The organism is Candidatus Nitrosopumilus sp. bin_6a, from assembly GCF_054095695.1.
On sequence record NZ_JBSWSR010000001.1, the window covers coordinates 129,349 to 155,715 of the forward strand.

General features: G+C 33.7%; 35 protein-coding genes and 1 tRNA gene. 20 read left to right on the forward strand and 16 right to left on the reverse strand.

Translation table 11 applies throughout. From position 1 onward, the window contains the following. Positions 1 to 7 precede the first annotated feature (7 nt). Genes aroC through ACW9XA_RS00805 form a run of 4 tightly spaced genes read left to right on the forward strand, consistent with a single transcriptional unit; the run spans position 8 to position 3,738 of the window. Positions 8 to 1,105, forward strand: coding sequence for a chorismate synthase (gene aroC, locus ACW9XA_RS00790; protein ID WP_457762553.1), 1,098 nt, complete (start codon positions 8 to 10; stop codon positions 1,103 to 1,105). Between the two features lie 4 nt (positions 1,106 to 1,109). After that, the gene (locus ACW9XA_RS00795; protein WP_457762554.1) at positions 1,110 to 2,480 is read left to right on the forward strand and encodes an aminotransferase class I/II-fold pyridoxal phosphate-dependent enzyme; all 1,371 of its coding nucleotides are present in this window, start codon (positions 1,110 to 1,112) and stop codon (positions 2,478 to 2,480) included. Next, positions 2,477 to 3,328: a prephenate dehydrogenase/arogenate dehydrogenase family protein gene (locus ACW9XA_RS00800; RefSeq protein ID WP_457762555.1), complete on the forward strand. Its 852-nt coding sequence runs from the start codon at positions 2,477 to 2,479 to the stop codon at positions 3,326 to 3,328. The genes ACW9XA_RS00795 and ACW9XA_RS00800 overlap by 4 nt, the downstream gene beginning before the upstream one ends. A gap of 5 nt (positions 3,329 to 3,333) precedes the next feature. Further along, positions 3,334 to 3,738 carry an NUDIX domain-containing protein gene (locus tag ACW9XA_RS00805; RefSeq protein WP_457762556.1) on the forward strand — a complete coding sequence of 135 codons (405 nt, stop codon included), beginning with the start codon at positions 3,334 to 3,336 and terminating at the stop codon, positions 3,736 to 3,738. On the opposite strand, the gene thiC is transcribed toward ACW9XA_RS00805, so the two are convergent. Both thiC and ACW9XA_RS00815 read right to left on the reverse strand, forming a co-directional pair. Beyond that, positions 3,721 to 5,049: a phosphomethylpyrimidine synthase ThiC gene (thiC, locus tag ACW9XA_RS00810; protein ID WP_457762557.1), complete on the reverse strand. Its 1,329-nt coding sequence runs from the start codon at positions 5,047 to 5,049 to the stop codon at positions 3,721 to 3,723. The genes ACW9XA_RS00805 and thiC overlap by 18 nt on opposite strands. A gap of 236 nt (positions 5,050 to 5,285) precedes the next feature. After that, on the reverse strand, positions 5,286 to 5,504 hold the full coding sequence (locus ACW9XA_RS00815; protein ID WP_457762558.1) for a hypothetical protein: 219 nt from the start codon (positions 5,502 to 5,504) through the stop codon (positions 5,286 to 5,288). Between the two features lie 294 nt (positions 5,505 to 5,798). On the opposite strand from ACW9XA_RS00815, the gene thiD reads away from it, so the two are divergent. Genes thiD through ACW9XA_RS00830 form a run of 3 tightly spaced genes read left to right on the forward strand, consistent with a single transcriptional unit; the run spans position 5,799 to position 8,303 of the window. Continuing rightward, positions 5,799 to 7,100: a bifunctional hydroxymethylpyrimidine kinase/phosphomethylpyrimidine kinase gene (thiD, locus tag ACW9XA_RS00820; RefSeq protein WP_457762559.1), complete on the forward strand. Its 1,302-nt coding sequence runs from the start codon at positions 5,799 to 5,801 to the stop codon at positions 7,098 to 7,100. A 55-nt stretch (positions 7,101 to 7,155) separates the two neighbouring features. Next, positions 7,156 to 7,869 (forward strand): nucleotidyltransferase family protein, encoded by a 714-nt coding sequence (locus ACW9XA_RS00825; protein ID WP_457762560.1) that lies wholly within the window; start codon positions 7,156 to 7,158, stop codon positions 7,867 to 7,869. Then, a complete protein-coding gene (locus ACW9XA_RS00830; protein WP_457762561.1) occupies positions 7,866 to 8,303 on the forward strand; it encodes a GNAT family N-acetyltransferase in 438 nt (145 codons plus the stop codon). The genes ACW9XA_RS00825 and ACW9XA_RS00830 overlap by 4 nt, the downstream gene beginning before the upstream one ends. On the opposite strand, the gene ACW9XA_RS00835 is transcribed toward ACW9XA_RS00830, so the two are convergent. Continuing rightward, on the reverse strand, positions 8,300 to 8,740 hold the full coding sequence (locus tag ACW9XA_RS00835) for a hypothetical protein (protein ID WP_457762562.1): 441 nt from the start codon (positions 8,738 to 8,740) through the stop codon (positions 8,300 to 8,302). The two genes, ACW9XA_RS00830 and ACW9XA_RS00835, sit on opposite strands and share 4 nt — an antisense overlap. Positions 8,741 to 8,782: 42 nt before the next feature. After that, positions 8,783 to 9,802 carry a galactose-1-phosphate uridylyltransferase gene (locus ACW9XA_RS00840; RefSeq protein WP_457762563.1) on the reverse strand — a complete coding sequence of 340 codons (1,020 nt, stop codon included), beginning with the start codon at positions 9,800 to 9,802 and terminating at the stop codon, positions 8,783 to 8,785. A gap of 219 nt (positions 9,803 to 10,021) precedes the next feature. Here ACW9XA_RS00840 and ACW9XA_RS00845 point away from each other — a divergent pair, with 219 nt between their 5' ends. Further along, positions 10,022 to 11,308 carry an alkaline phosphatase family protein gene (locus ACW9XA_RS00845; RefSeq protein ID WP_457762564.1) on the forward strand — a complete coding sequence of 429 codons (1,287 nt, stop codon included), beginning with the start codon at positions 10,022 to 10,024 and terminating at the stop codon, positions 11,306 to 11,308. On the opposite strand, the gene ACW9XA_RS00850 is transcribed toward ACW9XA_RS00845, so the two are convergent. Further along, positions 11,292 to 11,852 (reverse strand): DUF309 domain-containing protein, encoded by a 561-nt coding sequence (locus ACW9XA_RS00850; protein ID WP_457762565.1) that lies wholly within the window; start codon positions 11,850 to 11,852, stop codon positions 11,292 to 11,294. The genes ACW9XA_RS00845 and ACW9XA_RS00850 overlap by 17 nt on opposite strands. Positions 11,853 to 11,934: 82 nt before the next feature. On the opposite strand from ACW9XA_RS00850, the gene ACW9XA_RS00855 reads away from it, so the two are divergent. Beyond that, positions 11,935 to 12,342 carry a hypothetical protein gene (locus ACW9XA_RS00855; protein WP_457762566.1) on the forward strand — a complete coding sequence of 136 codons (408 nt, stop codon included), beginning with the start codon at positions 11,935 to 11,937 and terminating at the stop codon, positions 12,340 to 12,342. Beyond that, positions 12,342 to 12,527 carry a 30S ribosomal protein S27ae gene (locus tag ACW9XA_RS00860; protein ID WP_457762567.1) on the forward strand — a complete coding sequence of 62 codons (186 nt, stop codon included), beginning with the start codon at positions 12,342 to 12,344 and terminating at the stop codon, positions 12,525 to 12,527. The genes ACW9XA_RS00855 and ACW9XA_RS00860 overlap by 1 nt, the downstream gene beginning before the upstream one ends. A 20-nt stretch (positions 12,528 to 12,547) precedes the next feature. Here ACW9XA_RS00860 and ACW9XA_RS00865 read toward each other — a convergent pair whose 3' ends face one another. From ACW9XA_RS00865 to ACW9XA_RS00890, 6 genes are all read right to left on the reverse strand, one after another. Further along, on the reverse strand, positions 12,548 to 13,258 hold the full coding sequence (locus ACW9XA_RS00865; protein WP_457762568.1) for a hypothetical protein: 711 nt from the start codon (positions 13,256 to 13,258) through the stop codon (positions 12,548 to 12,550). 157 nt (positions 13,259 to 13,415) lie between these two features. Continuing rightward, on the reverse strand, positions 13,416 to 14,540 hold the full coding sequence (locus ACW9XA_RS00870) for a tRNA pseudouridine(54/55) synthase Pus10 (RefSeq protein ID WP_457762569.1): 1,125 nt from the start codon (positions 14,538 to 14,540) through the stop codon (positions 13,416 to 13,418). Positions 14,541 to 14,590: 50 nt separating this feature from the next. After that, positions 14,591 to 15,916 carry a signal recognition particle receptor subunit alpha gene (locus ACW9XA_RS00875; RefSeq protein WP_457762570.1) on the reverse strand — a complete coding sequence of 442 codons (1,326 nt, stop codon included), beginning with the start codon at positions 15,914 to 15,916 and terminating at the stop codon, positions 14,591 to 14,593. After that, entirely contained in the window at positions 15,909 to 16,598 is a 690-nt protein-coding gene (locus tag ACW9XA_RS00880; RefSeq protein ID WP_457762571.1) for a diphthine--ammonia ligase, read from the reverse strand. Before ACW9XA_RS00880 ends, ACW9XA_RS00875 begins: the two co-directional genes overlap by 8 nt. 116 nt (positions 16,599 to 16,714) lie before the next feature. After that, positions 16,715 to 17,125, reverse strand: a complete 411-nt coding sequence (locus ACW9XA_RS00885; RefSeq protein WP_457762572.1) for a translation initiation factor IF-5A — start codon at positions 17,123 to 17,125, stop codon at positions 16,715 to 16,717. A 33-nt stretch (positions 17,126 to 17,158) separates the two neighbouring features. Further along, complete coding sequence (locus tag ACW9XA_RS00890; protein WP_457762573.1) at positions 17,159 to 17,770, reverse strand: hypothetical protein; 612 nt, start codon at positions 17,768 to 17,770, stop codon at positions 17,159 to 17,161. Between the two features lie 108 nt (positions 17,771 to 17,878). Between ACW9XA_RS00890 and ACW9XA_RS00895 the strand changes: the two genes are divergently transcribed. Beyond that, positions 17,879 to 18,005 (forward strand) — tRNA-Tyr (locus tag ACW9XA_RS00895). Between the two features lie 63 nt (positions 18,006 to 18,068). On the opposite strand, the gene ACW9XA_RS00900 is transcribed toward ACW9XA_RS00895, so the two are convergent. Further along, positions 18,069 to 18,425 (reverse strand): mechanosensitive ion channel domain-containing protein, encoded by a 357-nt coding sequence (locus tag ACW9XA_RS00900; RefSeq protein WP_457762574.1) that lies wholly within the window; start codon positions 18,423 to 18,425, stop codon positions 18,069 to 18,071. A gap of 271 nt (positions 18,426 to 18,696) precedes the next feature. Between ACW9XA_RS00900 and ACW9XA_RS00905 the strand changes: the two genes are divergently transcribed. After that, positions 18,697 to 19,161 (forward strand): universal stress protein, encoded by a 465-nt coding sequence (locus ACW9XA_RS00905; RefSeq protein WP_457762575.1) that lies wholly within the window; start codon positions 18,697 to 18,699, stop codon positions 19,159 to 19,161. An 81-nt stretch (positions 19,162 to 19,242) separates the two neighbouring features. On the opposite strand, the gene ACW9XA_RS00910 is transcribed toward ACW9XA_RS00905, so the two are convergent. Together ACW9XA_RS00910 and ACW9XA_RS00915 are read right to left on the reverse strand one after the other, a co-directional pair. Continuing rightward, entirely contained in the window at positions 19,243 to 19,434 is a 192-nt protein-coding gene (locus ACW9XA_RS00910) for a cold-shock protein (RefSeq protein ID WP_014964711.1), read from the reverse strand. A gap of 63 nt (positions 19,435 to 19,497) precedes the next feature. Further along, positions 19,498 to 19,809, reverse strand: a complete 312-nt coding sequence (locus ACW9XA_RS00915; protein ID WP_300325301.1) for a translation initiation factor eIF-1A — start codon at positions 19,807 to 19,809, stop codon at positions 19,498 to 19,500. A gap of 102 nt (positions 19,810 to 19,911) precedes the next feature. Here ACW9XA_RS00915 and ACW9XA_RS00920 point away from each other — a divergent pair, with 102 nt between their 5' ends. Together ACW9XA_RS00920 and ACW9XA_RS00925 are read left to right on the forward strand one after the other, a co-directional pair. After that, entirely contained in the window at positions 19,912 to 20,475 is a 564-nt protein-coding gene (locus ACW9XA_RS00920) for a YkgJ family cysteine cluster protein (protein ID WP_457762576.1), read from the forward strand. 69 nt (positions 20,476 to 20,544) lie between these two features. After that, positions 20,545 to 21,045 carry an Lrp/AsnC family transcriptional regulator gene (locus ACW9XA_RS00925; protein ID WP_457762577.1) on the forward strand — a complete coding sequence of 167 codons (501 nt, stop codon included), beginning with the start codon at positions 20,545 to 20,547 and terminating at the stop codon, positions 21,043 to 21,045. On the opposite strand, the gene ACW9XA_RS00930 is transcribed toward ACW9XA_RS00925, so the two are convergent. Both ACW9XA_RS00930 and ACW9XA_RS00935 read right to left on the reverse strand, forming a co-directional pair. Continuing rightward, positions 21,037 to 21,786, reverse strand: coding sequence for a response regulator (locus tag ACW9XA_RS00930; RefSeq protein WP_457762578.1), 750 nt, complete (start codon positions 21,784 to 21,786; stop codon positions 21,037 to 21,039). The genes ACW9XA_RS00925 and ACW9XA_RS00930 overlap by 9 nt on opposite strands. A 51-nt stretch (positions 21,787 to 21,837) precedes the next feature. After that, positions 21,838 to 22,890 carry an alcohol dehydrogenase gene (locus ACW9XA_RS00935; protein WP_457762579.1) on the reverse strand — a complete coding sequence of 351 codons (1,053 nt, stop codon included), beginning with the start codon at positions 22,888 to 22,890 and terminating at the stop codon, positions 21,838 to 21,840. Between the two features lie 94 nt (positions 22,891 to 22,984). Here ACW9XA_RS00935 and ACW9XA_RS00940 point away from each other — a divergent pair, with 94 nt between their 5' ends. The 6 genes from ACW9XA_RS00940 (at position 22,985) to ACW9XA_RS00965 (ending at position 26,296) form a co-directional block, all read left to right on the forward strand. Then, the gene (locus ACW9XA_RS00940) at positions 22,985 to 23,662 is read left to right on the forward strand and encodes a chromosome segregation protein ScpA (protein WP_457762580.1); all 678 of its coding nucleotides are present in this window, start codon (positions 22,985 to 22,987) and stop codon (positions 23,660 to 23,662) included. A 14-nt stretch (positions 23,663 to 23,676) separates the two neighbouring features. Then, a complete protein-coding gene (scpB, locus tag ACW9XA_RS00945; protein WP_457762581.1) occupies positions 23,677 to 24,249 on the forward strand; it encodes an SMC-Scp complex subunit ScpB in 573 nt (190 codons plus the stop codon). Positions 24,250 to 24,317: 68 nt separating this feature from the next. Beyond that, positions 24,318 to 24,701, forward strand: a complete 384-nt coding sequence (locus ACW9XA_RS00950; protein WP_457762582.1) for a 30S ribosomal protein S8e — start codon at positions 24,318 to 24,320, stop codon at positions 24,699 to 24,701. A 1-nt stretch (position 24,702) separates the two neighbouring features. Then, complete coding sequence (locus ACW9XA_RS00955; RefSeq protein ID WP_457762583.1) at positions 24,703 to 25,002, forward strand: signal recognition particle subunit SRP19/SEC65 family protein; 300 nt, start codon at positions 24,703 to 24,705, stop codon at positions 25,000 to 25,002. A gap of 74 nt (positions 25,003 to 25,076) precedes the next feature. Further along, positions 25,077 to 25,343, forward strand: coding sequence for an H/ACA ribonucleoprotein complex subunit GAR1 (locus ACW9XA_RS00960; RefSeq protein ID WP_457762584.1), 267 nt, complete (start codon positions 25,077 to 25,079; stop codon positions 25,341 to 25,343). Next, a complete protein-coding gene (locus tag ACW9XA_RS00965; RefSeq protein WP_457762846.1) occupies positions 25,343 to 26,296 on the forward strand; it encodes a transcription initiation factor IIB in 954 nt (317 codons plus the stop codon). Before ACW9XA_RS00960 ends, ACW9XA_RS00965 begins: the two co-directional genes overlap by 1 nt. Positions 26,297 to 26,367 lie beyond the last annotated feature (71 nt).

A 26,367-nucleotide genomic window follows, 5' to 3' on the forward strand; every position in this document is an offset into this window, starting at 1 on the left:
TGAAAGTATGTTGCCAGGAAGTTCTATAGGTCAGCGTCTTGTTTTAACGAGTTTTGGTGAAAGCCATGGAAAATCCATCGGAGCAGTTTTAGACGGATGTCCAGCAGGATTGGAAATCGATGAAAAAGACATTCAGAAAATGTTAGACCTTAGAAAGCCAGGACAAAATCTTATTTCTACTCAAAGAAAAGAAGGAGACATAGTTGAAATAATTTCAGGAGTTTTTAGAGGATATACCACGGGAGCTCCAATCACAATGGTGATTTGGAACAGTGATCAAAAATCAAAAGATTATGAAAATTTGAAAACAAAACTAAGGCCAGGTCATTCAGATTATCCAGCCATGACAAAATACAATCATTACAATGATCATAGAGGAGGAGGGAGATTTTCTGGGAGATTAACTGCTACACATGTTATGGGAGGTGCAATTGCAAGAAAATTACTTAAAGTTACACTAGGTATTGAAACAAATTCATTTACAACACAAATTGGAAAAATAAAGATGGAACGAGAATTTAATGAAAAAATGATTAATTCTATTTATAAAAATGAAGTTCGTTGTCCTGAAAACAAAACAGCGACATTGATGAGAGAAAATATTCTAGATGCCAGAAAGAAAGGAGATTCACTTGGAGGAATTATTGAATCAATTACAACAAACGTTCCAGTAGGATTAGGAGAACCAATTTTCAGTTCATTAGAATCAGATTTGAGTAAAGCCATCTTCTCAATCCCATCCGTAAAAGGAATAGAATTTGGTTCAGGGTTTGCAGGTTCCGAACTTTATGGTTCAGAAAACAATGACCTGTACATAGTGAAAAAAGGAAAAATAGTCACAGAAACAAACAGATCTGGAGGAATTCTAGGAGGCATTTCAAATGGAATGCCAATAACTATGAGAATTGCTTTCAAGCCAGCATCATCTATTGCTCAAAAACAAAAAACAATAGACATCAAAACAAAGAAAGAAACAGTTCTTCAAGTCAAGGGAAGACACGATCCATGTGTTGTTCCAAGAGCACCGCCAGTAGTAGATTCACTTGTGGCATTAACTATAGCAGATCATGCCCTACTCTCAGGAGCAATCAATCCAACACTATAAGAAAATGTCAGACATAGATAATCTTCGCAATAAGATGGAGGATGTCACTCTAAAAATGATAGAGTTGTTGAAAAGTAGAACAGACATTGCAAAAGAGATTGGAGAAGTTAAAAAAAATATTGGTAAAGGGGTAACTGATGAAACGAGAGAAGACAGCCTACGTGCAAAAGTGATTTCATTATCGAATAACATTGGACTTGATGAATCAATTGCTACAAAATTTTTGAATTTTCTATTAAATGAATCAGTTAAAGTACAATCAGTAAACAAACAAACACATCTATCAATTTTCTTAAAAGCAAAATCACTTGAAGCACAAGGGAAAAAAATTATCCATATGGAAGTAGGAGAACCAGACTTTCTACCGCCAAAGATTGTAAAGGATGCATTAGAAGAAGTGTTTGACAAAGGATTTCTAAAGTATGGCCAATCTAGAGGAATGCCAGTGTTCAGAGATGCACTTGCAAAATATGTATGCAAGAAATTCGATACAAATGTCAAAGAAGAAAACATCATAGTAAGTCCAGGAGCTAGATTTTCAATTTTTACGGCAATTACAACACTGCTTAACCCAGGTGATGAAATGATTGTGATTGAGCCAGCATGGCCAGCCTACAAAGAGTGTGCATTAAATTCAGGAATCAAGGTTAGAACAATCAATACAACTTTTGAAGATAAATGGGAACCATCATTAGAACAAATCAAAAACACAATTAATTCAAACACAAAAATGATTGTGCTCAATTATCCGAACAATCCAACAGGAAAAATATTAAATGAAAAACTACAAGACAGCATTATCGAAATTGCAAAAAAGAATGATCTCTATGTGTTAAGTGATGAGATTTATTCACAGTATGCAAAAACTAGTTGGAAGAGTATTCTAAGTTACAACTATGAAAAAAGTATAGTTACTCAATCATTTTCAAAATCACATGCAATGACAGGGTTTAGAATAGGTTTTGCCATTGCAGATTCGAAAATAATTGAGAAAATGGCAAAATTAGAGGCATTATGTCTGACAAACGTCTCCGAACCAATACAATACATAGCCATGAAAGCACTAGAAGCAGACATATCCAACAATACTAATACAGTACAAAAAAGACTAGATGTATTGGCACAAAAAGCAAGTGAAATTGGTCTAGATTTTATCGTTCCAGATGGATCCATGTATCTTTTTGCAAGAATTAATCAGGAAGGATTCGACGGAGTTCAATTTGCCAATGCCACGCTAGAAAAAGGTTTGGCAGTAGCCCCAGGAGAAGGATTTGGAGATTACAAGAATTTTATCAGGCTTTCTGCATGTCAAAATGAAGAGATATTGATTGAAGGAATGAATATACTTGGCAACATAATGAGTGAGAGTAAATGAAACAGATCACAGTAGTCGGTGCAGGAGGTCAAATGGGTCAATGGTTTGCAAAATATTTTGCAGATGAAGGTTTTGAAGTAACAGGATACGATTCAGAAAACAAGATTTCAGGTAAAAACATCAAAATTGCAGAATCATTGGTAGGAGGAATCTTAAAAGCTGATTACGTAGTGTTGTGTACACCAACAAGAAGAACCCCAGAAATAATCAGATTAATTGCAAAAGAAATGAAACGAGGAACATATCTTATTGAAATTTCATCAGAAAAATCCAAAGTAGTTTCATCATTATCAAAAATGCCAACCAAAATTAATCCAATTTGTATACATCCAATGTTTGGCCCAGGAACTAAATCAATTAAGGGTCAGAATGTAATTTCTGTTCCAATTAGAGATGCCAAAAAAGAATTGACGATTGCAAAAACACTGTTTGATGGAGCAAACTTTGTTACAATTGATGCAGTTGAACATGACAAAAAGATTGCAGTGATTTTAGGATTAACTCATTTAATGAACCTAGTATTTGCAAACATTATTTCAAAAGATGAAAAAATGAATCTGACTGAAAAAATGTCAGGAACAACTTTCAGAGTCCAAAAAACATTGGCAGAAAGCATTATGACAGAATCCCCAGAATTGATTGAAACCATCATCGCAAATCCAGAGATTCGCAGAGTTGCAGAAGAACTCTGGAAAGACATCGGCAGACTACTAACATCTGTACAAGAGTCAAAGACAGAAGAAGTGATAGAATATATCAAAGAATGTCAAGAAAGACTTGCCAAACACACAGACATTAACGAATCGTACAAAAAACTAACAAAAATGGTAAAAGCAGTTGAAAAATAGCAGATATGCGCTCAACAAAGATTGTAACATCATTCATTCGGAATGATGATAAATTATTAATCCTAAAAAGAAGTAACAAAGTAAAATCCATGAAAGGGTTATGGGCAGGAATTAGTGGAATTATTGAAAATGATGAAGAACCACTCAAACGAGCAAAAATTGAAATTTTTGAAGAGGTTGGAATAACAGAGAATGAAATCACATTAATTAAAACTACAGAAGAAATGAGAATTAATTCTCCTCAATACAAAAATCATGAATGGGAAATATTTCCATTTTTATTTGAATCAAAAAATCCCATGGTTAAACTAAATTGGGAAAATTCAGAATTCAGATGGATCACTATAGATGATTTGGACAAGTATGAAACCGTACCTAGTCTTCAAAAAGTTCTACTCAACTTGTTGTAAATTTTCATTTTCTTTTTCATATTTTTTCTGTTGAGGCAACATCATATACACACAAGCACCGCCACACATGGTACATGGGACATTATTACCAGGATGTTGTCCTGTTCTACTATGAATTTTAGCAGCTTCTTCAGGATCAATAGATAAGGCAAGTTGTTTTTCCCAATCCAATGTACGTCTAGCTTCAGTCATCTCCATATCCCATTTGATGACCTTGTCACGAATCTTCACAAGATCACCTGCATGAGCTGCAATCCTATATGCAATTAATCCAGCTTTTACTTCTTCAGCATTTGGTAATGCCAGATGTTCAGAAGGAGTAAGATAACAAAGAAGATCCACACCTTCACTTGCAGAAACAGCAGCTCCTATAGCGCTTGCAATATGATCATGTCCAGATGCAACATCAGTTACTAATGGACCAAGTACATAATATGGAACATCTCCAATTAACGATTTTGCCAATCTTACATTTGCAGCAACTTCATTTAATGGAACATGACCAGGTCCCTCAACCATCACTTGAATATCATGTTCGTGTGCACGTTTTGTTAATCTAGATATGTTAATCATTTCTTGAATTTGTAATTCATCATGAGAATCCAAAATTGAGCCTGGTCTTAGTGCATCACCAAGACTAAATGTGACATCGTATTTTTTGGCAATCTCCATCATGTAATCATAATGAGTAATGTATGGATTTTCCTTATCATGTTTTAACATCCATGCAGCAGTAATTGTTCCACCCTTGCTTACAACTCCACCATATCTTTGAACTTTAAGAATTCTTTTTGCAATATCTTTTGTTATTCCACAGTGTACAGTAGTATAATCAACCCCATCTTTTGCATTATTTTCAAATGCATTAAGATAATCATCTTCAGTTAAATTCAAAGGATTTTTGTGAACTTCTACCCCATAATTATAAGCCTCATAGATAGGAACAGTTCCAAAAGTAATGGGTGCAACATCTAAAAGAGTCTGTCGTATTTTTTTAACATCTCCACCATCACTAAGATCCATTATGGTATCTGCATGGTATTTTATTGCAACTTTAGCTTTTTCAATTTCTTCATCAATGTTTACATTTAATGTAGAAGTTCCAATATTCACATTGACTTTTGTTTTTAATCCCTTTCCAATTCCAACATTGTGAATTTTTTGAGGTCTTACATTGTTACTAGGAATAATTATCGAACCCTTTGCAATTTTTGGAATTAGCCATTCAAGAGAAACATCTTCGTCTTTAGCCACCTGTTTCATTTCATCAGTAGCTACACCTCTTCGAGCAGAAGTCATTTGTGTTGCCATGATGTATTCTGGTTTTTACCTGATTTAAACAATCGTGAAAATCAAGGAAACTCTAGATTCATGAAAAAACATTTGGCACTATATTAAGAAAAATGATCGATCTTTTATGTTAGAAATGTGCAATATGCCATATGAGAACCATTAAGGAATGCAGACATTGCGGTAGGGAATTTTATAGTATGAAAGATGAATTTTGTTCTTTTGATTGTGTCACTCAATCGTCATAGTAACACGAATCAACTCAATTTCAATTCAGTGGCCAAAACTTCTTTTTCTGATTTTATTTTTGAAATCCTGTCCAAAATAGGCACGATTAGTCGTTCCAAATCAGGAGAGTTTGTAAAATTTTGTTTTATTTCAAAGAGTCTTTGAGATAATTCAGTTTCTGCAGAAAGTAGTGAAATATAATTTCGCAATTTTAGATTTTCAGATTTAACAGAATTTATTTCGGACATGCTTGTTACCTGGGAGGACTCCAACTTTCCTCCATAGAATCATCCAAATTTTTTGAGACAAGATATTGTTTTCCACATTTGAAACATTGCCACACAAATTTACCATCCCTCATTGTTTGATATTGCATGGGTAACAAGCAAGTAGTACATTGCAATGTTTCAGGAGGAGCATCATTTAGTACAGGAATTTTAGTCATCAAAACAAAACAAGGAATTCGAGTATAAAATAGATATCCTGTAAAATGATTAATTGAAAAAGAAAGGCAGATTAGTGTTGAAAAAATAACAATCACAATGAATTTACTCTCTATTGGCGGATCAGATCCTTCATCAGGGGCAGGAATTCAAAGCGATGTCAAAACTTTTGCAGAATTTAACGTATATGGACTAACAGTGATTACTGCCATTACAGGTCAAAACACATCGAGTTTTGGAATGATAGAACCAGTATCAGATAGAATTTTGAAAAATCAATTGGAATCAATAATATCAGATTTTAAAATAAACGGCATTAAAATTGGAATGGTTTACAATTCTCAAATAATCAAAACATTATACCAACAGTTAAAAAAATTGAAGATACCAATTGTAGTAGATCCTGTTTTAAAATCAACAACAGGAGGAGAGTTGATACAGAAAACAGCTATTCCAGATTTTCAAAAATTCATTCTTCCTCTTGCAACAGTAATCACTCCAAACAAATTTGAGGCTGAAATTATATCAAAAACAAAGATCAATTCAGAAAAAAGCATGGAAAAAAGTGCAAAAATCATTCAAAAGATGGGAGCAAAAAACGTGGTGATTACAGGTATAGAAAAGAAGAATAACAAAATAGTAGATTTTGTGTTAGAAAAAAATACAAAGTATACAATAGTAGGAGATAAAATTGCAAACGTCAATCATGGTAGCGGATGTAATTATTCGGCAGCCATGATATTTGCATTAGCCAACAATAAAACAATACGCGAATCAGTAAAATTTGCAAAAGAATTTACATATAATTCCATAAAAAATGCAAAAAAAATAGGCAAAGGAATCAGCATCACAGACATTCAAAAACAAGACAAGACACATTTAGAATTATCAAATGCGATTAATGAATTTGTAGAGATGAAAAACATGTACAAGAACATTCCTGAATGCCAAACAAATTTTGTCTATTCCAAGCAAAAACCAAAATCAACTAAAGATATTTTAGGAATTTCTGGAAGGATTGTCAAGGCAGGAAAAGAAATCATTGTTGCAGGTAATTTGTCATATGGAGGCTCAAAACATGTTGCAACTGCATTGTTGACAGTAAATAAAAAATTCCCAGAGATACATTCTGCAATAAATATTAAATTTCAAAATACAGTAATAATGAAAATAAAAAAATCAAAATTAAAAATTTCAAACTATGATAGAATGCAAGAGCCAAACAGTGTAAAAAACAAAGGATCTACAATTGAATGGGGAATTAAAAATGCAATTAAAAATCTAAAAGAACAGCCAGATGCAATCTTTCACAAAGGTGATTTTGGCAAAGAGCCTATGATCATAATTTTTGGAGAGACCCCAGAAATTGTTTTGAAAAAATTATCAAAAATTATAGAATAAAATTTTAGTTTAAAATCATCCTTGAACATAAATAGTCATATTCCAAATAGGATTTGTGAAGGCAGTAATTTTAGCAGGAGGTCTTGGTACAAGATTGCTTCCGTTAACAAAAAAGACCCCAAAACCCATGTTACTACTAGGAGACAAGCCAATTCTTGAACACCTCATTGAATGGAATAAAAAAAATGGAATTAATTCAATTGTTTTGTGTGTAAGCCACCTTAGAAAAACAATCGAGGATTATTTTGGAGATGGTAAAAAATTTGGAGTGAATATAGAGTATGCAATTTCAGAAAAACCACTAGCTACAGCAGGACAATTAAAAACTGCAGAAAAATTTGTAGGGGATACTTTTGTTTGCATGTATGGAGACTCGATATTTGATTTCAATCTTAGAAAAATGATCAATCAACATAAAACAAAAAAGGCATTTGTCACTATGAGTCTAAACGAATACAAAACTAATTTGTCTTATGGAGTAATTAATACTTCAAAGACAGGCAGAGTACAAAGTTGGGAGGAAAAACCAGAAATCAAAGCAAATGTCAATATGGGTTGTTACGTAATGGATCCAGAAATATTCAGTATGATTCCAAAGAATAAAGCATATGGAATGGATGACGTTATCAAAAAGGCCATAAATAAGAAGAAATTTGTTAGTAGTTTTATTACAAAAAAAGGATTTACAGATATCGGTAACAAAGAATCATACAAAAATGCAAATGAAGAGCATGTTAAGAAAATTAAGAAAAAACGAGAACGGAAATGAATGAACCAATCATCAGAGAATTAAAAGAAGACGACTTGTGGAACGGGTTTTTAAAATCATTGGACTCGTTAAGAGAAGCAAGTAATATTGACAAAGATAAGGCAAAATCAATATTCAAAAAAATTAATTCCAACCCAGATCATATTATTGCAGTTGCAGAAGTAGACGGTCAAATTGTAGGTTCAACTACACTACTGATAGAAATAAAATTCATCCATAATGGAGGGCTAGTTGGACATATTGAAGATGTAGTAGTAGATAAAGAATATCAAGGTAAAAAAATAGGTGAAAAAATTATGAAATTCCTAATTGAGATTTCAAAAAAACGTGGTTGTTATAAGATAATTCTTAATTGTACAGAGGACGTGAAACCATTTTATGAAAAACTGGGTTTCAAACAAGTTGCAAATGAATTAAGGTTAGATGATATTTAGAAGAATTCTTTTTTTGGTCTCTTCTTTTTTTCTTTTGTCAAATAAGCACCTACAACAATCACAGGGATTGATAATATCATAAACAATACAGGTACAAACTTTACAATGTCTGTAAGATAAATCTCGTCTATTTGGTCAACCATAGAATAAGTTACAATCATTCCAGATAACATGATCACCCCACCTGCTACAATCAAAGCACCGATAGGTTTTGAACCATATCGTCTTGTCATAATGAATGGAACAGCAGCTAAGATTCCAGCAGGAGCAACACCTATAGAAATGAATTGGAATATTTTTGGATCTGCATCAAATATAATTGAAAACTCAATTGCCTCAGGAACATTGGTCATAAAATAATAAATCGAAATCATCTCACCTGCAAACATTGCAAATAATCCAAGACTAGTAACTGCAAGCCATTTTTCTATTGCCATGATTCTAACAGATTCTAGTTGATAAATAAACCATTCAAACAATCAAACTATGCCAACTAGATTGGCTAGTTCTTTCCTACAAGCTGCACCGAGTTTTTCTGCAGCTTCTTCAGGAGAGATATCATTTAAGAAAATCCCATATCCTCGCTCCAATCCAGACCAAGATTTGGTTATAGGATAAATTTCAATATGCCAGTGAATCTGTCTACTGTTTTTCTTTTCAGGAGAAAGATGAAACACAATATTGTAAGAAACGTTTTTGATGGTTTTTGCCAATCCACCTAGAGTCGCCCTAAGAATTAATGACAAATCATTGATTTCTTTTTGCGTGATTTTTGAAAAACTAGTAACATGTTTTTTTGGAGATATCCAGAACTCGTAAGGATAAGAAGGAGCCCAAGGAGAAAATGCAATAAAGCCTTCAGTCTGAAGAACCTGCCTAGGTCCACTAATTTCTTCATTAACAGTTTGACACATTGGACAGACGCCCTTTTCATTTAAGATTTTGTGAGATGCTTCAGCTTCGGTTTCAATAACAGGAGGAATTGTAGAGAAGGTTAAGAGATTGAGGTGAGGGTGAGGATTAGAATTACCTGCCAATTCACCATGATCTCCATAAATTGAAACATAGGTCACACCTTTTTGCGTGTAAAGCCATCTTAATCTATCTTGAACGACTACTAGTACGTTTGACCATTGTTCAGTATCAATAGTTGCAAAAGTATCCTTTTCGTTTGGAGATGCAACAACAATGTAATGGTAACCGTATGCAGGTTCACTGTAAAACGGTTTGTCACTGTAAGAATTCTCAGTATCGATTGAAACTATAGGATTTTTACTTTCAAAAACCCGAATTGCCCAACCCTCAACATATGTTTCATCTTCATTGTCTTGAAGACGTTGTAGCATACCGTCTTTTGCAACAAGTGATAAGACAGAAGGATTTGTCATGGCTTCATTACCTGGTGCAAAGGGAGATTTTTTTGGATCAATTACTTTGTCGTCTTTTTTTGAGACAACCATAAAACGCTCAGAAACATAATCTTTGCGCATATCGCCCATAATGGTTATTGGAAGTAAAATGTCTGTTAAAACGTTTACTAAGATCTGTTAAAATTCAATTTTAAAAAATTAGTTAAAAATAATTTTAAAAAATAAGAAATTCCTATTTTCACCAAAAACAAATTTGATGTAAATTAAAAAAGTGGGCGATAATTTGATCGCAAAGTTTGTTGCAAGATTTAAAGGAGAGCACCAGATTGCCAATATACGGGGAGTATTTTGAACAATTCTGACATCCATATGATTTACGTTCTTTTAGACGGAGTCGGAGATCTTCCACATCCAGATTTAGATGGAAAGACACCGCTTGAGGCTGCAAATACTCCAACATTAGATAAGATTGCCAGTAATGGGGCAATAGGAGAGGTAATTTCAGTTGGAAAAGGAATTGCTCCAGAATCAGACATTGCTGTTTTCAATATGTTGGGATACAAATTCAAACATGCAGATTATGTTGGAAGAGGAGTAATTGAAGCAATAGGAATTGGTATTGATTTTAAAGATGGAGACTTGGCTCTAAGAGGAAATTATTCCACATTAAATGATGAAGGAGTGATTATCGACAGAAGAGCAGGCAGACATATTGAAAAAGATGATGCAAATGGAGTTGCAAAAGAAATTGAAGAAAAGATCAAACTAACATCCCCAGATGTATCTGTAGTTGTGTCTCCAACAATAGGTCACAGAGTAACAGTAAGGATTAGAAAAGATTCTCAAAAGTTATCTTCCAGAATTACCAATACAGACCCCGCATACAGCAATATTGGAGGTATGGGAGTTGCAAAAGCAGTAGGGGACTTTTTAAAAATTGAAAAATGTTTACCGCTTGAAGATAATAATGATTCAAAATTTACAGCCAATCTCGTAAACGAATTCTCAGAAAAAGCAATTGAAATAATGAAAGAGAGTCAAATTAACAAAAGAAGACAAAGTGAAAACAAAAAACAATTGAGTTGTATTTTGCTTAGAGACGCAGGTAACAAATATCCAGATGTGATTCCAATTAACGAAAAATACGATATGAATTTTTCATGCATAGTAGATATGCCAGTAGAGATAGGCATTTCAGAAGTTCTAAAAATGAAGGCCTTTGAAGCAGGAGGATTAACAGACTATGAAGAAAAAGCAAAAGTGGCTGCAAAAGCAATGGAAACTCAAAATGCAATTTATGTTCACCTTAAAGGACCAGACGAATTTGGTCATGACGGAGATGCGATAGGAAAAATGAAGAACATAGAAGAAATTGATCAAAGATTTTTCAAAACATTAGTCGAAAACATTGATTCAAGTAAAGTTGCAATCATTATTTCTGCAGATCATTCTACACCATGTATAAACAAAGGACATAGTGATGATCCTGTTCCGCTAATAGTTTCAGGCGATTTTATCAAAAAAGATGGCACGACCAGAATGACTGAGCAGCAAGCAAAGAAAGGAAGCATTGGATTACTTCAAGGGGCAGAAGTAGTCGAGAAATCTCTAGAATTAATTAAATCTCAAATCTAGTAAGCTTGTTTGCTTGTTGCATATTGACAACATGTTTTCTAATCTTATCAACATCTATTGAATAATATATGGAAGGAGATGTACCTAATTTTTCCAAGGCTCTGCGTAGCATTCCAATTCCAATATTTTCTTCATTTTCTTGTTCATGAGCAAATGCAACTGCTACCAGAATAATTCCCTGAACAAGTTCCTTTTCACGTCCATAGCACTGATTCCACACACCCTCAAATGCTTCATGGCATTCCCAAAATCTTTCATTGTTGAAATAAAATATTCCATCTGATATCCCTTTTTCTTTTTCTATATGTTCTTCAACAACATGTCTTACATTATCAATCTCACCAACAGGAGACAATTTTTCAACAAGTGGATCTAGATCTTCTTTTTTAGCAGCAACATCAAATTCAATAAATTTTGTGGCAACTCTAGCAAGTCTAATTGAGACATCCATATCACTAGCAAGATCCCGGGCTCTGTATGCTAATTCTCTACAATTCTGAGGCAGATATTTTTCGTTTTTAAAATGCAGTAAATAACGTTCCACAAGATGATTCTGAAGGATTTTCTTAAATCTCTTATGTAATTGCAATCAAGGTTTATATGAAATATCCAGAGATTTTGGATACATGTCCATAATCGAGACAATTGCAGACGTAGATAATGGCTTTCTATCAAGAAGAGAGTTAACGTGTAATTTTGCAGGATTGGGAGGTAAGCTCAAAAGCCTTGAAGCTGCAGATATGGTTACAAAAGAATTCAAACTTGACGGCAAAGTTGTAATCCCAATGAGATTGAAAACTCATGTAGGCAAATCTCTCGTTACAGGTACATTCTATGTTTATGATGATGAAGGATTGGCAAAAAAACACATCAATCCAACAATATTTTCAAGACTAGAAAAAACTAAAGCTAAAATTGCAGAAGCCGAGGCAGCAGCAAAAGAGGCCACTGCAGAAGAGGCACCAGCTGAAGATGCAGAGGTTAAGGCAGATGCTGAAACCCCAGAAGCTAAAGAAGAGGAGAAGTCTGAATAATGCCAGTAGAAAAAAAAGGTAAAAAAGGATCTAGTCCAAATATTGCATCTTATTACAAAGTTGATGGCGATAAAACATCAAGAACAAGAAAAGTCTGTTCAAGATGTGGAAAAGGAACTTTCATGGCACAGCATAAAGATAGAAACACATGCGGTAAATGTGGATTAACAGAGTTTAATCAATAAAAAAATTATTTTAAAATTATTTAATACAATTTCTTTTTGTGAATTTTTGAGCTTTTTTCTTCCAATAGTTCCATTTTTGAAATAAAAGCAGGGTCAAGTTTAATCTTAGAAAGAGATTCAGCAGACAGTTTGATTGTGTTTGTATCTAAGGAAATGTTAGATTTTGGAAGATTTCTATCGGCCCAAAATTTCATAACTTTATCCTCAAGTTTAAAATCACGGAATCCAGCAGGAAATTTCTTTGTAATATGATTTAGAAGTGTACGATCATTGAATACAGCCCGAGGTTCAAACAACCTAGTTTCATCGCTGTAAACATTTTCAAACAAATTTCCAGAAATCTCATCAGATAATAATTCCATCTTTGAAATTTTTCGCATCAAATCTAGAAAATGTAAAAACTCATGAGCCAAAATAGCATGTATTGTTCCCTTTAATCCATATGCAACCAAAGGTGCAGAAATTTGGATTACAACTTGAAATTTATCCTCAAACACGACAGGAATAGTTCGTGCAAACAAGATTCCATACTGATAAGAATTAGGATCAGGGGATGAAACAACAAGAGAAGGTTCAACGTATGCTATAGGATATCGTATTCCAGATGCCTTTTCAATTCTATTGATACCTCCAATTACAAGAGGGAATCGCTTCATAGTTAAATCAAAAACATCATCAGGAATTACTCCTTTAGAATGCGCATCTTTTAGACGTACTAGCGGATCCAACATTACCCCTCGACAGTTTTGAATGTAAAAAGGTTGATTAGATCAGGAACGTGGTTTGCCGGCTTTCTTTTTTTTGCGTGTGTCGGCTCTTTGATCAGCATGTCTTTGATGTTTACCTTTTTTTCTCAATGGCATGATAAATTACGAGATATAGCGCTAGTTAATTGTTATCATTGACCATGATTTCTAGAAAATCAAATTCTTTGGATATGCATGATGTTTCAAGGATTTTGGCAACATTGGGAACAACATCGTCGCCGATAACAAATCGTTTGATAGGAAGGCCGCCTTCAGCCTTTATAGTTAAAGTAAATGAATTCATTGAATCTTTTTTGTATTTCACATCAAAAATTTTCTTTTCAGAACGTTTTCCAGATTTCTCATAAACCACTACAGGATTAGTTTCAAGTTCTTTTAATTTTGTGAGATATTTTGAATTAATTTTGTCTCCTGTAGAAATTTTTACGCGAATTGTAGAAGTGAATTTTATTGATCTTTTTGGAGATTCATTAATCAATTTTAGATTATGCAGATTGATTGAATTAATCGTGATATCGGGCAATTTTGATTTTCTCTTGACAGGGTTTTGTATTTTGACAAAAAAAGGCCTGCCAGATCCCAAAACTAAACTGGATTTGTCTTCTCCACCAATCCAAGTAAATTTTGCAGTCATTCCACCAAATTTCTTAAAAATAAATTTTGAAATTACTCCTTCTACACTATCAAACTCTGCAATGCCATGAAAATCACATACTCGGCATCCTTTTCCTGAACAATTATCACATGGCTTTTGTTTCTGAGGAAATCCTCTTTTTGGTTTAACATATCTGCCTGAAATAGTGATGGGTTTTGAACGCAATTGACACAGCTCATCTTTTAGATTCAGCGTAAACATAATTTCAGGATCAAGAAGAGTTGTTCTTTTTTTAGTTTTCCGAGAGAATAATTTTCCCAATTCTTTTGCGACATCTGCCTTTATGCTATCAATTCCTTTAAGTTTGAATTCAGATCTAATAGAATCATCTCTATCAATAATTGATGGTTTAATTATTACACCAATACCAAATGTAGAAAAAGTGTAATTAGATGAAGCATCAAGGATTAGTTTTAAAAAATGATCTAAATTATCAAACAAATTTTTACAGATATAACATCTTTCTGCAGAGTTTTGTGAATTATTGAGTTTTTTACCAAGAAGTCTATTTGACGAGAGATGTAATTGTTTTGAGAACAACCTACCCAAACAATAATCGCACAAAGTGTATTTTTTGTTAATTTTATTCACAGTATGAATAATTTGCTGAGAGTTTAACATGTTGGATTAGAATTTGTATTTTACCCTAATCCCATTTTTCTAAGAGTGCCTTGCATCTGACGGCCCTTAGAGGCTTTCATCATATTCTTAGAATTTTTGTAATTTTTAATCAATTCCTTAACTTCACCTTCAGGCCATCCAGAGCCACGAGAAATTCTTTTGATTCTAGATGAATTTAACAAATCAGGATCTGCTTTTTCGGCTTTGGTCATGCTTTGAATTATGTAACGCCATTTTGAAACTCTTCCTTCCATTTGATTTACTTGATCTCCTTTTACCATTCCAGAAAGTCCAGGCATGCTGTCTAAAAGTCCTTGAAGAGAACCAACTTTAGTGACTTCTTCTAACTGATAAAAGAAATCATCCATGTTCATTTTTCCACTAGAAATTCTTTTCATCCTAACATCGTCACCTTCATTTTCTAATCGTTTAGCTAAATCCAAGACGGCTTGGATATCACCCATGCCAAGTAATCTACCGACAAATCTAGTTGGAGAGAATTTTTCTAAATCATCAATTCGTTCGCCAGTTCCTATGTACATTATTTGTGCACCAGTAGCTGCAGATGCTGCGAGAGCACCACCACCTTTTGCAGAGCTGTCTAATTTTGTAATTATTACACCTCCTACAGGAATAGTCTTATGAAATGCTTCAGCTTGATTGAAACATTGTTGCCCTATAGTACCATCAATTACAAGTAAGGCCAAATCAGGTTCTGCCACTTTGTTAATCCTATCCATTTCATCAAGCAAGTCCTGCTCTTCTTTATGACGACCAGCTGTATCAATCAAAACTACGTCTAATGGTTGACCTGCAAAATGTTTTAGACCATTTTTGACAATATTTGGAGAGTCTTTGTTATTTTCTTCACCATACACCTCAACATTGGATTTTTCGCACATTGTTCGAAGTTGGACTAGTGCTCCAGGTCTGTAGGTATCAGCCCCCACAACGCCAACTTTGTATCCCTGTCGGGTTAAAAATTTAGCAAGTTTTGACGTAACAGTTGTTTTGCCGCTACCTTGAATTCCAAGCAAAATAATCTTGTTTTGTTTTCCAGGCTTAAAATCAAATTCAGATTCATTGCCAAGTAATTTCGATAGTTCATCATAAAGGATTTTTACAATGTGATCTTTACGTGAAAGACCGGGAGGAGGTGTCTCATTGAGAGCACGTTCCTCAAGGTGTTTTGTGATTTCAAGAACCAGTCGTACATTAACATCAGATTGGAGTAATGCTCTTTGGACATCTTTAGATAGTTCTTTGATAAGTTCTTCATCTATTCCAGAAGATTTTACAATTTTTTTGATTGCGTCGCCTAAGCTATTCTTTAGACCATCAAGCATGATAATTTAACTCAGCATCCACTATTTCAAACCTTCCTCGGTATCCATCCCATTGTTTTTGAGATTGATTGATTTTGATCGAATTGGTAAAAAGAGGGCAATTAATTACAAATGTTTCGGCCTCACCACCTTCAAAATTTAGATTAAATCCAAATTTTTCAGATAAATTTTTCAGAGTAACAACATCAGATTTTGAGATAGATTTTCCCAACCAAGAATCATTTAATCCATCTGAAGACACAGTAGTCAAAATAAAATCAAAGTCAGAATCAATTAAATCATTCATGTATTGTTCTGGGTCCAATCCCCATAATGGTGCAATGACAATTAAATTTAATTTAGAACAAATACTTTGAAATTTATCTTTTTGAAATTTACTTTTTATTCCTCCATGGACTATTCCTTCAATTTCAAACTGTTCTTTTGCAATTTGTAATAAATTTTCCATTACAGATAGTTCGTCATCAGTTTGATCAGAATTAGATGTAATAGTTAATTGCTGAATATTCATTGATGTTGATTGTAATTTTGTCCATTGAATATTTGGATGATGCAGTAAATGACTTTCATCAGATTTTGGAAAAATGCTCAACAGACATCTTATTTCATGACCTTGTTTTTGTGCAAGATAAATTGCATATGTGCTATCTTTTCCACCAGAAAAGAGAGAAGCTAATTTCATAATCTAGAAAAGATACAACTGGGGAAATTTTTTAAGTTTATTCAAAAAGGACGCTTCAATACTCATAATCGTCATCATAAATCAGACGGCTTTTCCGATAATCATCAGCATCCGCACTAGTTCTTAATGCGCATTATTTTAGTTCTATCCATTACAACCCAGTATTCTACATTTTGACCATTTTCCAATTTGCCTTTGACTTCATCATCAATCAAAGAAATATCAACAGTCTCAAATGATTCAGAATCCATAACTTGTATGGTATCACCATTAATTGAGATAATTTGGCCTACTTTCTTGTTAATCATTGGAACGTGAATTTGCATGCTTACAGGGCCCACATGAGGTCTTTTTTGACCATCAAAAATTCCTTCTCCAACAATTCTTGCTTTTGCTGCACCGTGTTTTCCTGGTTTTGATGTATCATATTCAACAATTCTACATGGCTCCCCACTAGGTTGATCAGAATGAGGTAGTAGGATGTATGAACCGATTTTTAAAGAACCAAGATCAGATGGTTTACTCATGAAAAACAGTTTTTGGTCGAATATTTAACTTTTCTACTTTAGTTGTTCAAGAATTGAAAGATTCAATAAATTAGACATTGCCATCCCTTTTCTATTTGCATCTCGTTTAGTTTGATCACAATATTGCTTTACACTTTGATGGCTTTTTTCACTTGCAACTTCAATTACTACGATATTTTCAGAGTAAGGAAATGTAAATTTTGGAGGTTTTGAACAAAATGTATTCATATTTCCCAATCCAGCTACCTCGATTTTATCTCTTTTTAGTAAAAGATTTGCAATTTCTTGTAGATCTTCTCCATCATCACCATATTCCAAATAATATACAGAGATGAAATTGATTTTTCCTACAACCTCTCGTTTGAAAAGTTCATCTTTCATGTTAAACATAAAAGATGTTTTGTCTTGGTTATGTTCAGAAAGAATCTCAGAGACATCTTCGCCATCATTGAATTTTGCTAAAAGATAATGATTTGTAGAGTCAGAAAAATAGGGTTTACTTTCACTAGAAAAAGTACCAGTTACAAAATATAGATTTTCGATATTTTTTGATTTCATCCAATTTTCTTTTAGTTCAACAGATTTATGATTATGCAGATATGGGGCACATACATAACCAGAATAAGACAATTCTAATTTCGACATTATACGTTAACCATTTTTCAGAGTATTTATGCTTTAGATAATCTAACGATCACATATGGAAGATTATCTACGATAGTTTTTTAATAGTATTGATCCTCGTTTTTTTGTCCCGTGGTAGCTCAGCCTGGTAGAGCTTCCGGCTGTAGTTGTTGGCTTTAGATGGCTGACCGAAAAACAGCATATCAGGCATACAGAAACCGGGTTGTCGGTGGTTCAATTCCGCCCCGCGGGACCACAAATTTTCAAAAGATCAGGTTGAATAACTCATCAAAAAACACATGATTATCAGCAAGTAAATCTAATGAGATTTTCTTTGTTTGTTGTATACTATTGCAACATCTTCTGCGAGTTTTTGGGTCGGGATGATAATTCTTCCACCATCTTCAGTTAATGCAATGATTTTTGTCAAGTGAATTTCTATTATCACTCCGTGTATGTCATTGATGGTAATTGAATCTCCAATGTTAATATCAGAACTGAAAAAAACCCCAATGCCTGCAGCGATATTTTTTAGCTGGTGTTGTAATGCAATTCCAAATATCACCATCCCCACACCTATTGAAGTAATTACTTCTAATGCAATTTCAAACAATCCTAGAGATGCTCCCAAATATGCAATTTCAGAGATTATGATAAGGAGAGATGCTATCCCCAATAGTTTTTGAGCGCCACTCAAATTCTTCATTTTTTTGTTGATTAGATATCGGGCTAAGAAAAATAACGCAATCGAAATAATAAAGGAAACCAACACAAGATAATAATTTTCAAACAAAATATTCACTAATTTCTATTTACCATATTTTGGATGCCATTATTAATCTAAATGATTTTTTGGGGTTTGTTTTTGACATAAATCTAGATAGAATTTAACTCAGAAGAAATTTCCAGCCATGTAACTTAATTATCTCACTTATTGAATCAAGGACATGTACAAAACAATATTGGTTCCTCATGGAGGTACAGATACAGGAGATAAGGCTTTAAAACATGCAATTCACATATCAAAATTAGAATCATCAAAAATTATAATTCTATATGTAATACATACTTGGCATGATCACAGTTTTGGAGTGATAAGAAAAGATGAAAAAGATGTCAAAACGCAAATAGAGAAAATCTTTTCTCATGTAGAAAAAAATGTAAAAGAATTTCTTGCTGAACGCGTAGAGAGATGTAAAAAAGAAGGAATAGACTGTAAAGGAATATTCAGAATCGGGAATCCTTCAGAGACCATCATCAAATATTCAAACGAGGAACAAATTGATCTTATCATAATGGGGAAAAAGAGAAAAATTCCCAATTACAAATCATTTCTTAAGATTGGTAGTGTGGCAAAACAAGTTCAAGAAAATGTTCACTGTCCAATTTTGTTGGTTGGCGTAGATGATTAATTGAAAATATTTTAAAAATAAGAAAAAGATAGACTAGTTTAAGAAAACAAAGATGAAATCTTAAAATAAAAAACTTATTGCCTATGCTGTTTTTTTGACTTGTTGTGCTGCTGGTCCTTTTTGACCTTCGCCTACTACAAACTCGACTTTATCGCCTTCGTTGATGAATCCGTCAACATCTGATTTGTGAACAAATAGATCGTCTCCACCTTCTCTTTCAATAAAACCAAAGCCTTTAGTACGGTTAAACCACTTTACTGTGCCTTGTTCCATTTGATTCTAAAACAACTAACTCACTATATTAACTAAGGTATCAAAATGAAATTAAGTAGGAGACTAGAAATCTTTTGGAATGTGATTATTTTCTTTAAGCCATTCAACTTGAGGCAAAGTAAATCTCCAAACAATATCACCACGTTCAGCATCTTTGAAATCCCAAGGAGCAATAATTACAATATCATTATCCCTGATCCAAACTCTTCTCTTTAGTTTACCACGAATTCTTCCACGTCGAGTAATACCATCATCACATTTGATCATAACATTTTCTCCTCCAAGCATTTTCAAGACACGTCCAAAGAGTTCTCCTTCTTCAGGCAATCGAATTTCCTTTAAGGCACTTTCATTTTTTACTTGGCGCTTACCCATGATGTTTCTCATCATGATACGCATATAACTGATAGGGTTTTCAGGAAGAAAACCAACAAAACCATTCATAAGAGATTTTTAGTCAAGATACAGAAATTAAATGTGGAATTTCATTGTATAGAAGATTGTGCTCAATGCTGTATTGAAAGAGAATACTATCCAAGTAAAAAATTTGGCAAAATAGGAGTGTTAATTCTTCCAGAGGAAAAAGACAGAATTGAACAACTTGCAAACAAAAACAAATTAAAAATCAAAATTTTGCCAAGAATAGGAATTTCTAAAAGAGGTGATTCTAGTCCAAGTAAAATTTTGGCATATCAATTAATGGGCTCTGAAAAAAATGGTAATACATGTCCATTTTTAGATACAATCAGCGGAAAAAAATCACCGCATGGCGGATACCCATGTAAAATTTACAATGAAAGACCATTAGCATGTACAGCATATCCGTTGATTGAATCAGATCCAATAACACTGGATCAAAAATGTAAATTCTGCAAAGAGCATGAAAATGCAGATGCCAATCTAAATTCAGAAATAGAATCTCTTTTAAAAATTAAAGAAAAAATGATTCCTGAATTTCCAGCCATATGGAGATATGCCACAAACATTGGAGAGACCGAAGACCAAGAAGTGATGGATTCAGGGTGGATTTTAGAAAAATAACACAGTACAATAAAGAAAACAAAGGGAATTTAAGCAAAAATACAAAAAGCATTAAAATTTTGTATAATTATGAGTGAGGATGCATGGTCCAATCTAGATAAAGTAGATCAAAAAATCATAGAAATTCTAAATGACAATGCAAGAACACCCTCAAAAGAAATTGCAGCAGAATTAAAAAAATCAGGGCATGATGTATCAGATAGAACAATCAGAAAAAGGATAGAAAGACTAGAGAAAAGCGGAATCATCAAAGGATACAAAGCTGTTCTAACAGATGTATCAGGGATAAATGAATATCAAGCAGTGTTAATGAAATTAAAACCTTCAAAATCACTAGAAGCTGTAAAAGATTCTATCAAAGAATTCATCACGAAATTAGATAACTATCTTCTAGTATCAAACATGGAAGGGGAATGGAACATGCTTATTTTGCTACAAGTAAACTCTGAAAAATCAAACACATCTCAAAAAATTGTAGAAAAATTTTCAGATGAATTAATAGATTACAGGATAAATGAAATAGACATCAAAGATGTGAATATTTTAAACATGTCCTTACTTTTATTGTAATATAGAATATTCAGACTCTGCAACATCAATTGCTTTTTTAACCTCATCAATTGTGAATGGTTTTTGAATAAATGCAGAAACCCCAGTACTCAAAGTATTGTGAACACGTGCAGTGGTTTTTTCATCAGCTGTGATAACAATGATTTGCAAATCAATTTTTTCTTTGACCAATTTTGTAGCAACAACATCACCTTCAAGATCAGGCAACCCCATATCAAGAAGCACTATAGGCTCTTTGTTTTTAGAAATAATTTCTTTACAACCCTTCAAACCTTCTTTTCCATTTTTAAAAACATGAATATCAGAATAGCCTAGTTTTTCAACATATGTTTTTAATTTCATAGAAATTGCATCACTATCATCAATTATCATAATAGGTCTAGTTACTTGAATTGGAGCCAACAAGATACTTTTTGCTTTTTGATATGCATCTTTAGCTTTGTCAAACTCACCTAAATTTAACAAGCATTTAGAAGCACATAGTAATGCACCTTTTACATTTGTAGAATTTTTTGCATTGGAATACTTTAGAAATAATTCACCAGCTTCTTTAATTTCATTTTCAGACGTTTTTCCTTGACGAGTTTTACATTCGCCAGCAAGCATATACAATAAAGCAGATTTTAGTAATTCAGATTTTTTTAGTGATTCAGCTTGTTCTAAAAGTAAGGTATGGGCTGTAATGAATTGTTTATTTTTAAGATGAGTTAGTGCGACTTCACAACTTGTTTTAGTATCCAACAGTATTACTGAATTTTTTTCTGTTATAAAATTTTAGAGCAACACACAGAATTATGGATTGATTACTGCACGTCCAAGAATTTTTCGGGCTTTAAGATCCTCAAGAGCATTATTTGCTTCAGTTAAAGAATATCGTTTAGAAATTACAGGATTGATTGTGCCTTTTCGTGCAAGATCAAGAAGCTCCACCATGTCATTGTAATTTCCAGTATACGCACCTTGAATGATTATGGATTTCATTGGAATGGTAACTAGTGAAATTTCTAAAGAGCCTCCAAAGAGCCCTACCAACACAAGATTTCCTCTTTTTCTTAAAACAGCTAAACCTGTTTTTACTGTTGGAGGAGCATTGACAAAATCAACTACACTGTCAGCACCCTTACCATTACATATTGAAAGAATCTTTTTGACAGTTTCAGGATCTTTAGAGTTGACAGTAAAATGAGCACCCATATTTTTTGCAGTTTCTAATTTTGCATCATCTAAATCGACACAAATAATCTTAGCATCAGTGATAGCACTAGCAATTTGAACTCCCATTAATCCAAGGCCACCAGCTCCAACAATCACCAAAAACTCGGGTGAATTTTGGTTTGCCTTTTTGATTGCAGTGTATGCAGTAAGTCCAGAGCAAGCAATAGAAGTAGCTGCATCAGGATCAACACCGTCAAGTTTTGCTAAATATTTAGAATTAGGAATTAAAGCATAATCAGAATAACCACCATCTTGGAAAACACCCATAGATCTTGGAGCGTCACATAGATTTTCATTTTCAACCTTACATGCAGGACATTCTCCACATCCAATCCAAGGGTAAACTAGAACAGCATCTCCAATTGAAACATTAGAGACACCATCACCTATTTGTTCAACAGTGCCGACAATTTCATGTCCAGGAGTTACAGGATATTTTACGCCTCTATCAGTGACTTTCATGAATTGACCATCACCTAGATCGTATCCCCCTTCCCACAAGTGTAAATCACTATGACACACACCTACAGAAGACACCTTGACTAGAACTTGAGGGCCTTGAGGTTTAGGAGTCTCAGTTTCAGATAATGCAAGCGGCTCATTAGGGCCGGTGATCCTAGCTGATTTCATAATTCGATTTCTCATACTAACAATATAAGAGTTGACTGGATGTGAGAAAAAAATAGAGCCCTTAGATATTATTGAATAGACAAAGAGTTATGATGTGAGTGAAACCCAAACTCCCAATAGTATTTCTCAGGAACCAGTAAACATCCTGTTTAGTCCATCGGCAGTTGTTAAAAAAGATGTTTGGGAAATTGATCTTATTCAGATTTTGAATTTGTTGATCAAGATTCTTGAAAAAACAGGAAAAAAAGATCTAAAGGTAGCAGGAATGGCTGCATTGTCATCATCATTAATTTACAGAATGAAAGTAGAGAGTATTTTTGCATTACAAAAAGCTGCAATGGAGAAAAAACCAATGCACCAAAGAACAGACATAGATATTGAATTAATCGATATCCCATACAGACACGAGTCCACATATCCAGTCTCATTAGATGATTTGTTAGGATTATTACAAAATCTAATTGGAACAATTGCAAACCCACAATCCAGACGCAATAAATCATTGGAGATAGAACCTATTGAAGCACCAGATTTCCAAGAATTTTTCATTTCACTTGAAAGCATAATTGGAAAGTATGAAGACTTGATAATGAAAAAAATAGCAGCAACAGGATTTGGTTTATTACAAGACATTATTGCAGATTTGGATCAAGTAGATTCAATCAGATGTTTCTTTGCAGCATTATTTTTAGCAAGAGACCAAAAAGTAGATCTAGAGCAGGTTGACGATGACATTAAAATCATCCTTATGAAAGATGAGTTAGTAAATTAATCAGGGGGGAAATATTGGCAAAAATAGAGAATTTAGATGAAGCAACAGCAAGAATAGAAGCTGCATTGTATTCAGCTGGAAGACCATTAAGAGTAGAAGACATAGTAAGAGCATCAGGCACGGAATCAAGAACTAAAACTCTAGAATTACTTGAAAGCATAATGAAAAAAACAAAGTCGGCATTCAAAGCATTGGAAATTGTAATGCTTCCAGATGGCTCTTATGTAATGCAATTAAAACCAGAATACAGTGCTACTGTCAAAAGATATGCGTCAAAACCAGTTCTTCCAAATGCAACACTCAAAACATTATCTTACATAGCATACATGCAACCAATATCATCAAAACAACTTGTTGAAACAAGAGGATCAGGAGTATATGCACATCTCAAAGAACTAAGACAGTTAGACTATGTCAGTCATCAAAATGTTGGACGAATGAAAATTTACACAACAACTGAAAAATTCCAAAAATATTTTGGAATTCAAGGAGACGTGGAAGATCTAAAACAAAGATTATTCTCCAAAGTAAGAAAAACTGCCAGCAGACAAACAGCTACTCCACAAATTGCTACAGAAGTAAACTGAGTAGATTTTTTACTTTATGGCTAATTTTTTGCGTTTTGTATAAATTAGAGTGATTCAGACATCATTTCGTGAGAAAATCCGTAGAGAACTTAGCAACCAGCAAGATTACTGGAGGAAGAAGAGTTCCATTAAGAATCAGAAGAAAATATGAAACTGATAGATATCCAAATGAACCAATTAACGGTGCTCAAATAACAGTTACAAGAGATGTTAGAGGTAAAAATAAAAAAACAGCTTTGAAAGCAATTGATTTTGTTAACCTAGCAACTGGAGATGCTAAAGTAAAGAAAACAAAAATCATCAAAGTATTAGACAACACAACAAACAACGATTACAAAAGACGAGGCATCATTACAAAAGGTGCAATTCTTGAAACACAAGAAGGAAAGTGCAGAGTAGTTTCAAAACCAGGACAAAACGGAATCGTCAACGCAATTTTACTAAAGGAATAAAATGAAAGATTACGAGCATGTCGTAATCTGGTTGGATTATTTCAACAAGAATTTAAAAAAATCTAAAGGCAGACGATTAGGATTAGAAAGATGTGTGTTTGATCCTTCATTAAAAGAATTGATGGATGCTACTCAAGCCAGCGGTTTTGAAATCACAGAGTCAGATGATAAAGTGAGATTCCCAAAAAGACCGTTCGTAAGGTCAGGCTATGTTATTGTACCAAAAGGATCCTCGAAGACAAAAATTCTTAACAAAATTTCAGAAAAGTTAGTGCATAAAAGATCAAAGCAGACAAAATAAAATCAAATCTAGCTCTTAGCTAAAGTAAAGTTGACAGAAGTCTATGATAAGAATACAATAATTACTAATTCTAATTGCAGGAGGTAGGCGAAATAATGCACCTAGCCGGTAGTGGCAGGGTAATCATTCAACTATCAAAAGAATTAGTTGAAGGACAGATACTCTGTGACGAAAAGGGAACTAGAGTTGCAAAAGTAAATGAAATGATAGGTCCAGTAAATAGGCCGTTTGCATCAGCAACGCCATTGACAAACAATATCAAAAAATACATTGGCAAAAACGTTTTCGCATCTCAAGAATCTCCTGCTAACAAACCAAAAAAATTTAGGAGAAGAAAATGATGAACATACTAGAAAAACAAAACTGTCCTGAATGTAGATCTACATTAGTAGATGACATGCAGAATGGTGAAATAATCTGTTCTGGTTGCGGCGTGGTCGTCGATGATCAGATTGCAGATTTTGGTCCAGAAACAATAAGCTCAAACTTCGAAGACAAGATGAAGCTTGCAAGAGCAACAGGACAAACAACCTATTCTCAACATGATTTGGGAATAACTACTGAGATTTCAATCAGTGCAAAAGACTTTAGCGGAAAAACAATCAACCGCGAAGTCGCAGGCCAAATGAACAATCTCAGAAAGTGGCAACAAAGAGTAAGAGTTTCCACACCAAGAGAAAGAAGATTAGCAAATGTTTTAGCAAAAATGGGCGAAACATGTGAAGGTCTTAATCTTTCAAAAAATGTTTTGGAAACTGCATCTATGATATACAGAAACTTGGATGGACATGTGGATGTAAAAGGAAAATCAGTAGTAAGCATAACAGCTGCTACAATTTACATGGCATGTAAACAATGTGACGTAGTAAGATCATTAGAAGAGATTTGCCGAGGAATTTGTCCAGCAAAAGATGTCAAATCAAAAACAAAACTTGCAGCTAGATACTACAGAACCATGGTAATGGAAATGGGACAATTACATGCACCAGTTGTTACCATGGACAAATACATCTCAAAGATAGCAAACATGACACATACAGAGGTAAGAGTTGAAAGACTAGCCTTGGAAATTGCAGAAAAAACTAAAGACAGCAGTATTGCTGATGGAAAGGCTCCAAATGGAATTGCCGCAGCATATCTGTATGTGGCATCAGTTTTACTTGGACAGAACGTTCTACAAAGAGATGTTTCAAGTATTGCAGGAGTCACAGAAGTCACCATCAGAAATAGATGTAAAGAAATTCTGACATGCTACAAACTCAAAATTACTTTGAGACCATCTCTGGCCAACTAATCACACCCCCCTCTTTTCATTTTATTATTTAGATTAGGATTAGCTAAATTTCGTCGGTATTATATAGAGAA

What these genes read in the sequence shown, in the direction of transcription:
- aroC (WP_457762553.1), top strand. Translation starts at nt 8, where the DNA reads ATGTTGCCAGGAAGTTCTATAGGTCAGCGTCTTGTTTTAACGAGTTTT.
- ACW9XA_RS00795 (WP_457762554.1), top strand. Translation starts at nt 1,110, where the DNA reads ATGTCAGACATAGATAATCTTCGCAATAAGATGGAGGATGTCACTCTA.
- ACW9XA_RS00800 (WP_457762555.1), top strand. Translation starts at nt 2,477, where the DNA reads ATGAAACAGATCACAGTAGTCGGTGCAGGAGGTCAAATGGGTCAATGG.
- ACW9XA_RS00805 (WP_457762556.1), top strand. Translation starts at nt 3,334, where the DNA reads ATGCGCTCAACAAAGATTGTAACATCATTCATTCGGAATGATGATAAA.
- thiC (WP_457762557.1), bottom strand. Translation starts at nt 5,049, where the DNA reads ATGGCAACACAAATGACTTCTGCTCGAAGAGGTGTAGCTACTGATGAA.
- ACW9XA_RS00815 (WP_457762558.1), bottom strand. Translation starts at nt 5,504, where the DNA reads ATGTCCGAAATAAATTCTGTTAAATCTGAAAATCTAAAATTGCGAAAT.
- thiD (WP_457762559.1), top strand. Translation starts at nt 5,799, where the DNA reads ATGAATTTACTCTCTATTGGCGGATCAGATCCTTCATCAGGGGCAGGA.
- ACW9XA_RS00830 (WP_457762561.1), top strand. Translation starts at nt 7,866, where the DNA reads ATGAATGAACCAATCATCAGAGAATTAAAAGAAGACGACTTGTGGAAC.
- ACW9XA_RS00835 (WP_457762562.1), bottom strand. Translation starts at nt 8,740, where the DNA reads ATGGCAATAGAAAAATGGCTTGCAGTTACTAGTCTTGGATTATTTGCA.
- ACW9XA_RS00840 (WP_457762563.1), bottom strand. Translation starts at nt 9,802, where the DNA reads ATGGGCGATATGCGCAAAGATTATGTTTCTGAGCGTTTTATGGTTGTC.
- ACW9XA_RS00855 (WP_457762566.1), top strand. Translation starts at nt 11,935, where the DNA reads ATGTCCATAATCGAGACAATTGCAGACGTAGATAATGGCTTTCTATCA.
- ACW9XA_RS00860 (WP_457762567.1), top strand. Translation starts at nt 12,342, where the DNA reads ATGCCAGTAGAAAAAAAAGGTAAAAAAGGATCTAGTCCAAATATTGCA.
- ACW9XA_RS00865 (WP_457762568.1), bottom strand. Translation starts at nt 13,258, where the DNA reads ATGTTGGATCCGCTAGTACGTCTAAAAGATGCGCATTCTAAAGGAGTA.
- ACW9XA_RS00875 (WP_457762570.1), bottom strand. Translation starts at nt 15,916, where the DNA reads ATGCTTGATGGTCTAAAGAATAGCTTAGGCGACGCAATCAAAAAAATT.
- ACW9XA_RS00880 (WP_457762571.1), bottom strand. Translation starts at nt 16,598, where the DNA reads ATGAAATTAGCTTCTCTCTTTTCTGGTGGAAAAGATAGCACATATGCA.
- ACW9XA_RS00885 (WP_457762572.1), bottom strand. Translation starts at nt 17,125, where the DNA reads ATGAGTAAACCATCTGATCTTGGTTCTTTAAAAATCGGTTCATACATC.
- ACW9XA_RS00890 (WP_457762573.1), bottom strand. Translation starts at nt 17,770, where the DNA reads ATGTCGAAATTAGAATTGTCTTATTCTGGTTATGTATGTGCCCCATAT.
- ACW9XA_RS00905 (WP_457762575.1), top strand. Translation starts at nt 18,697, where the DNA reads ATGTACAAAACAATATTGGTTCCTCATGGAGGTACAGATACAGGAGAT.
- ACW9XA_RS00910 (WP_014964711.1), bottom strand. Translation starts at nt 19,434, where the DNA reads ATGGAACAAGGCACAGTAAAGTGGTTTAACCGTACTAAAGGCTTTGGT.
- ACW9XA_RS00915 (WP_300325301.1), bottom strand. Translation starts at nt 19,809, where the DNA reads ATGGGTAAGCGCCAAGTAAAAAATGAAAGTGCCTTAAAGGAAATTCGA.
- ACW9XA_RS00925 (WP_457762577.1), top strand. Translation starts at nt 20,545, where the DNA reads ATGAGTGAGGATGCATGGTCCAATCTAGATAAAGTAGATCAAAAAATC.
- ACW9XA_RS00935 (WP_457762579.1), bottom strand. Translation starts at nt 22,890, where the DNA reads ATGAAATCAGCTAGGATCACCGGCCCTAATGAGCCGCTTGCATTATCT.
- ACW9XA_RS00955 (WP_457762583.1), top strand. Translation starts at nt 24,703, where the DNA reads ATGAAAGATTACGAGCATGTCGTAATCTGGTTGGATTATTTCAACAAG.
- ACW9XA_RS00965 (WP_457762846.1), top strand. Translation starts at nt 25,343, where the DNA reads ATGAACATACTAGAAAAACAAAACTGTCCTGAATGTAGATCTACATTA.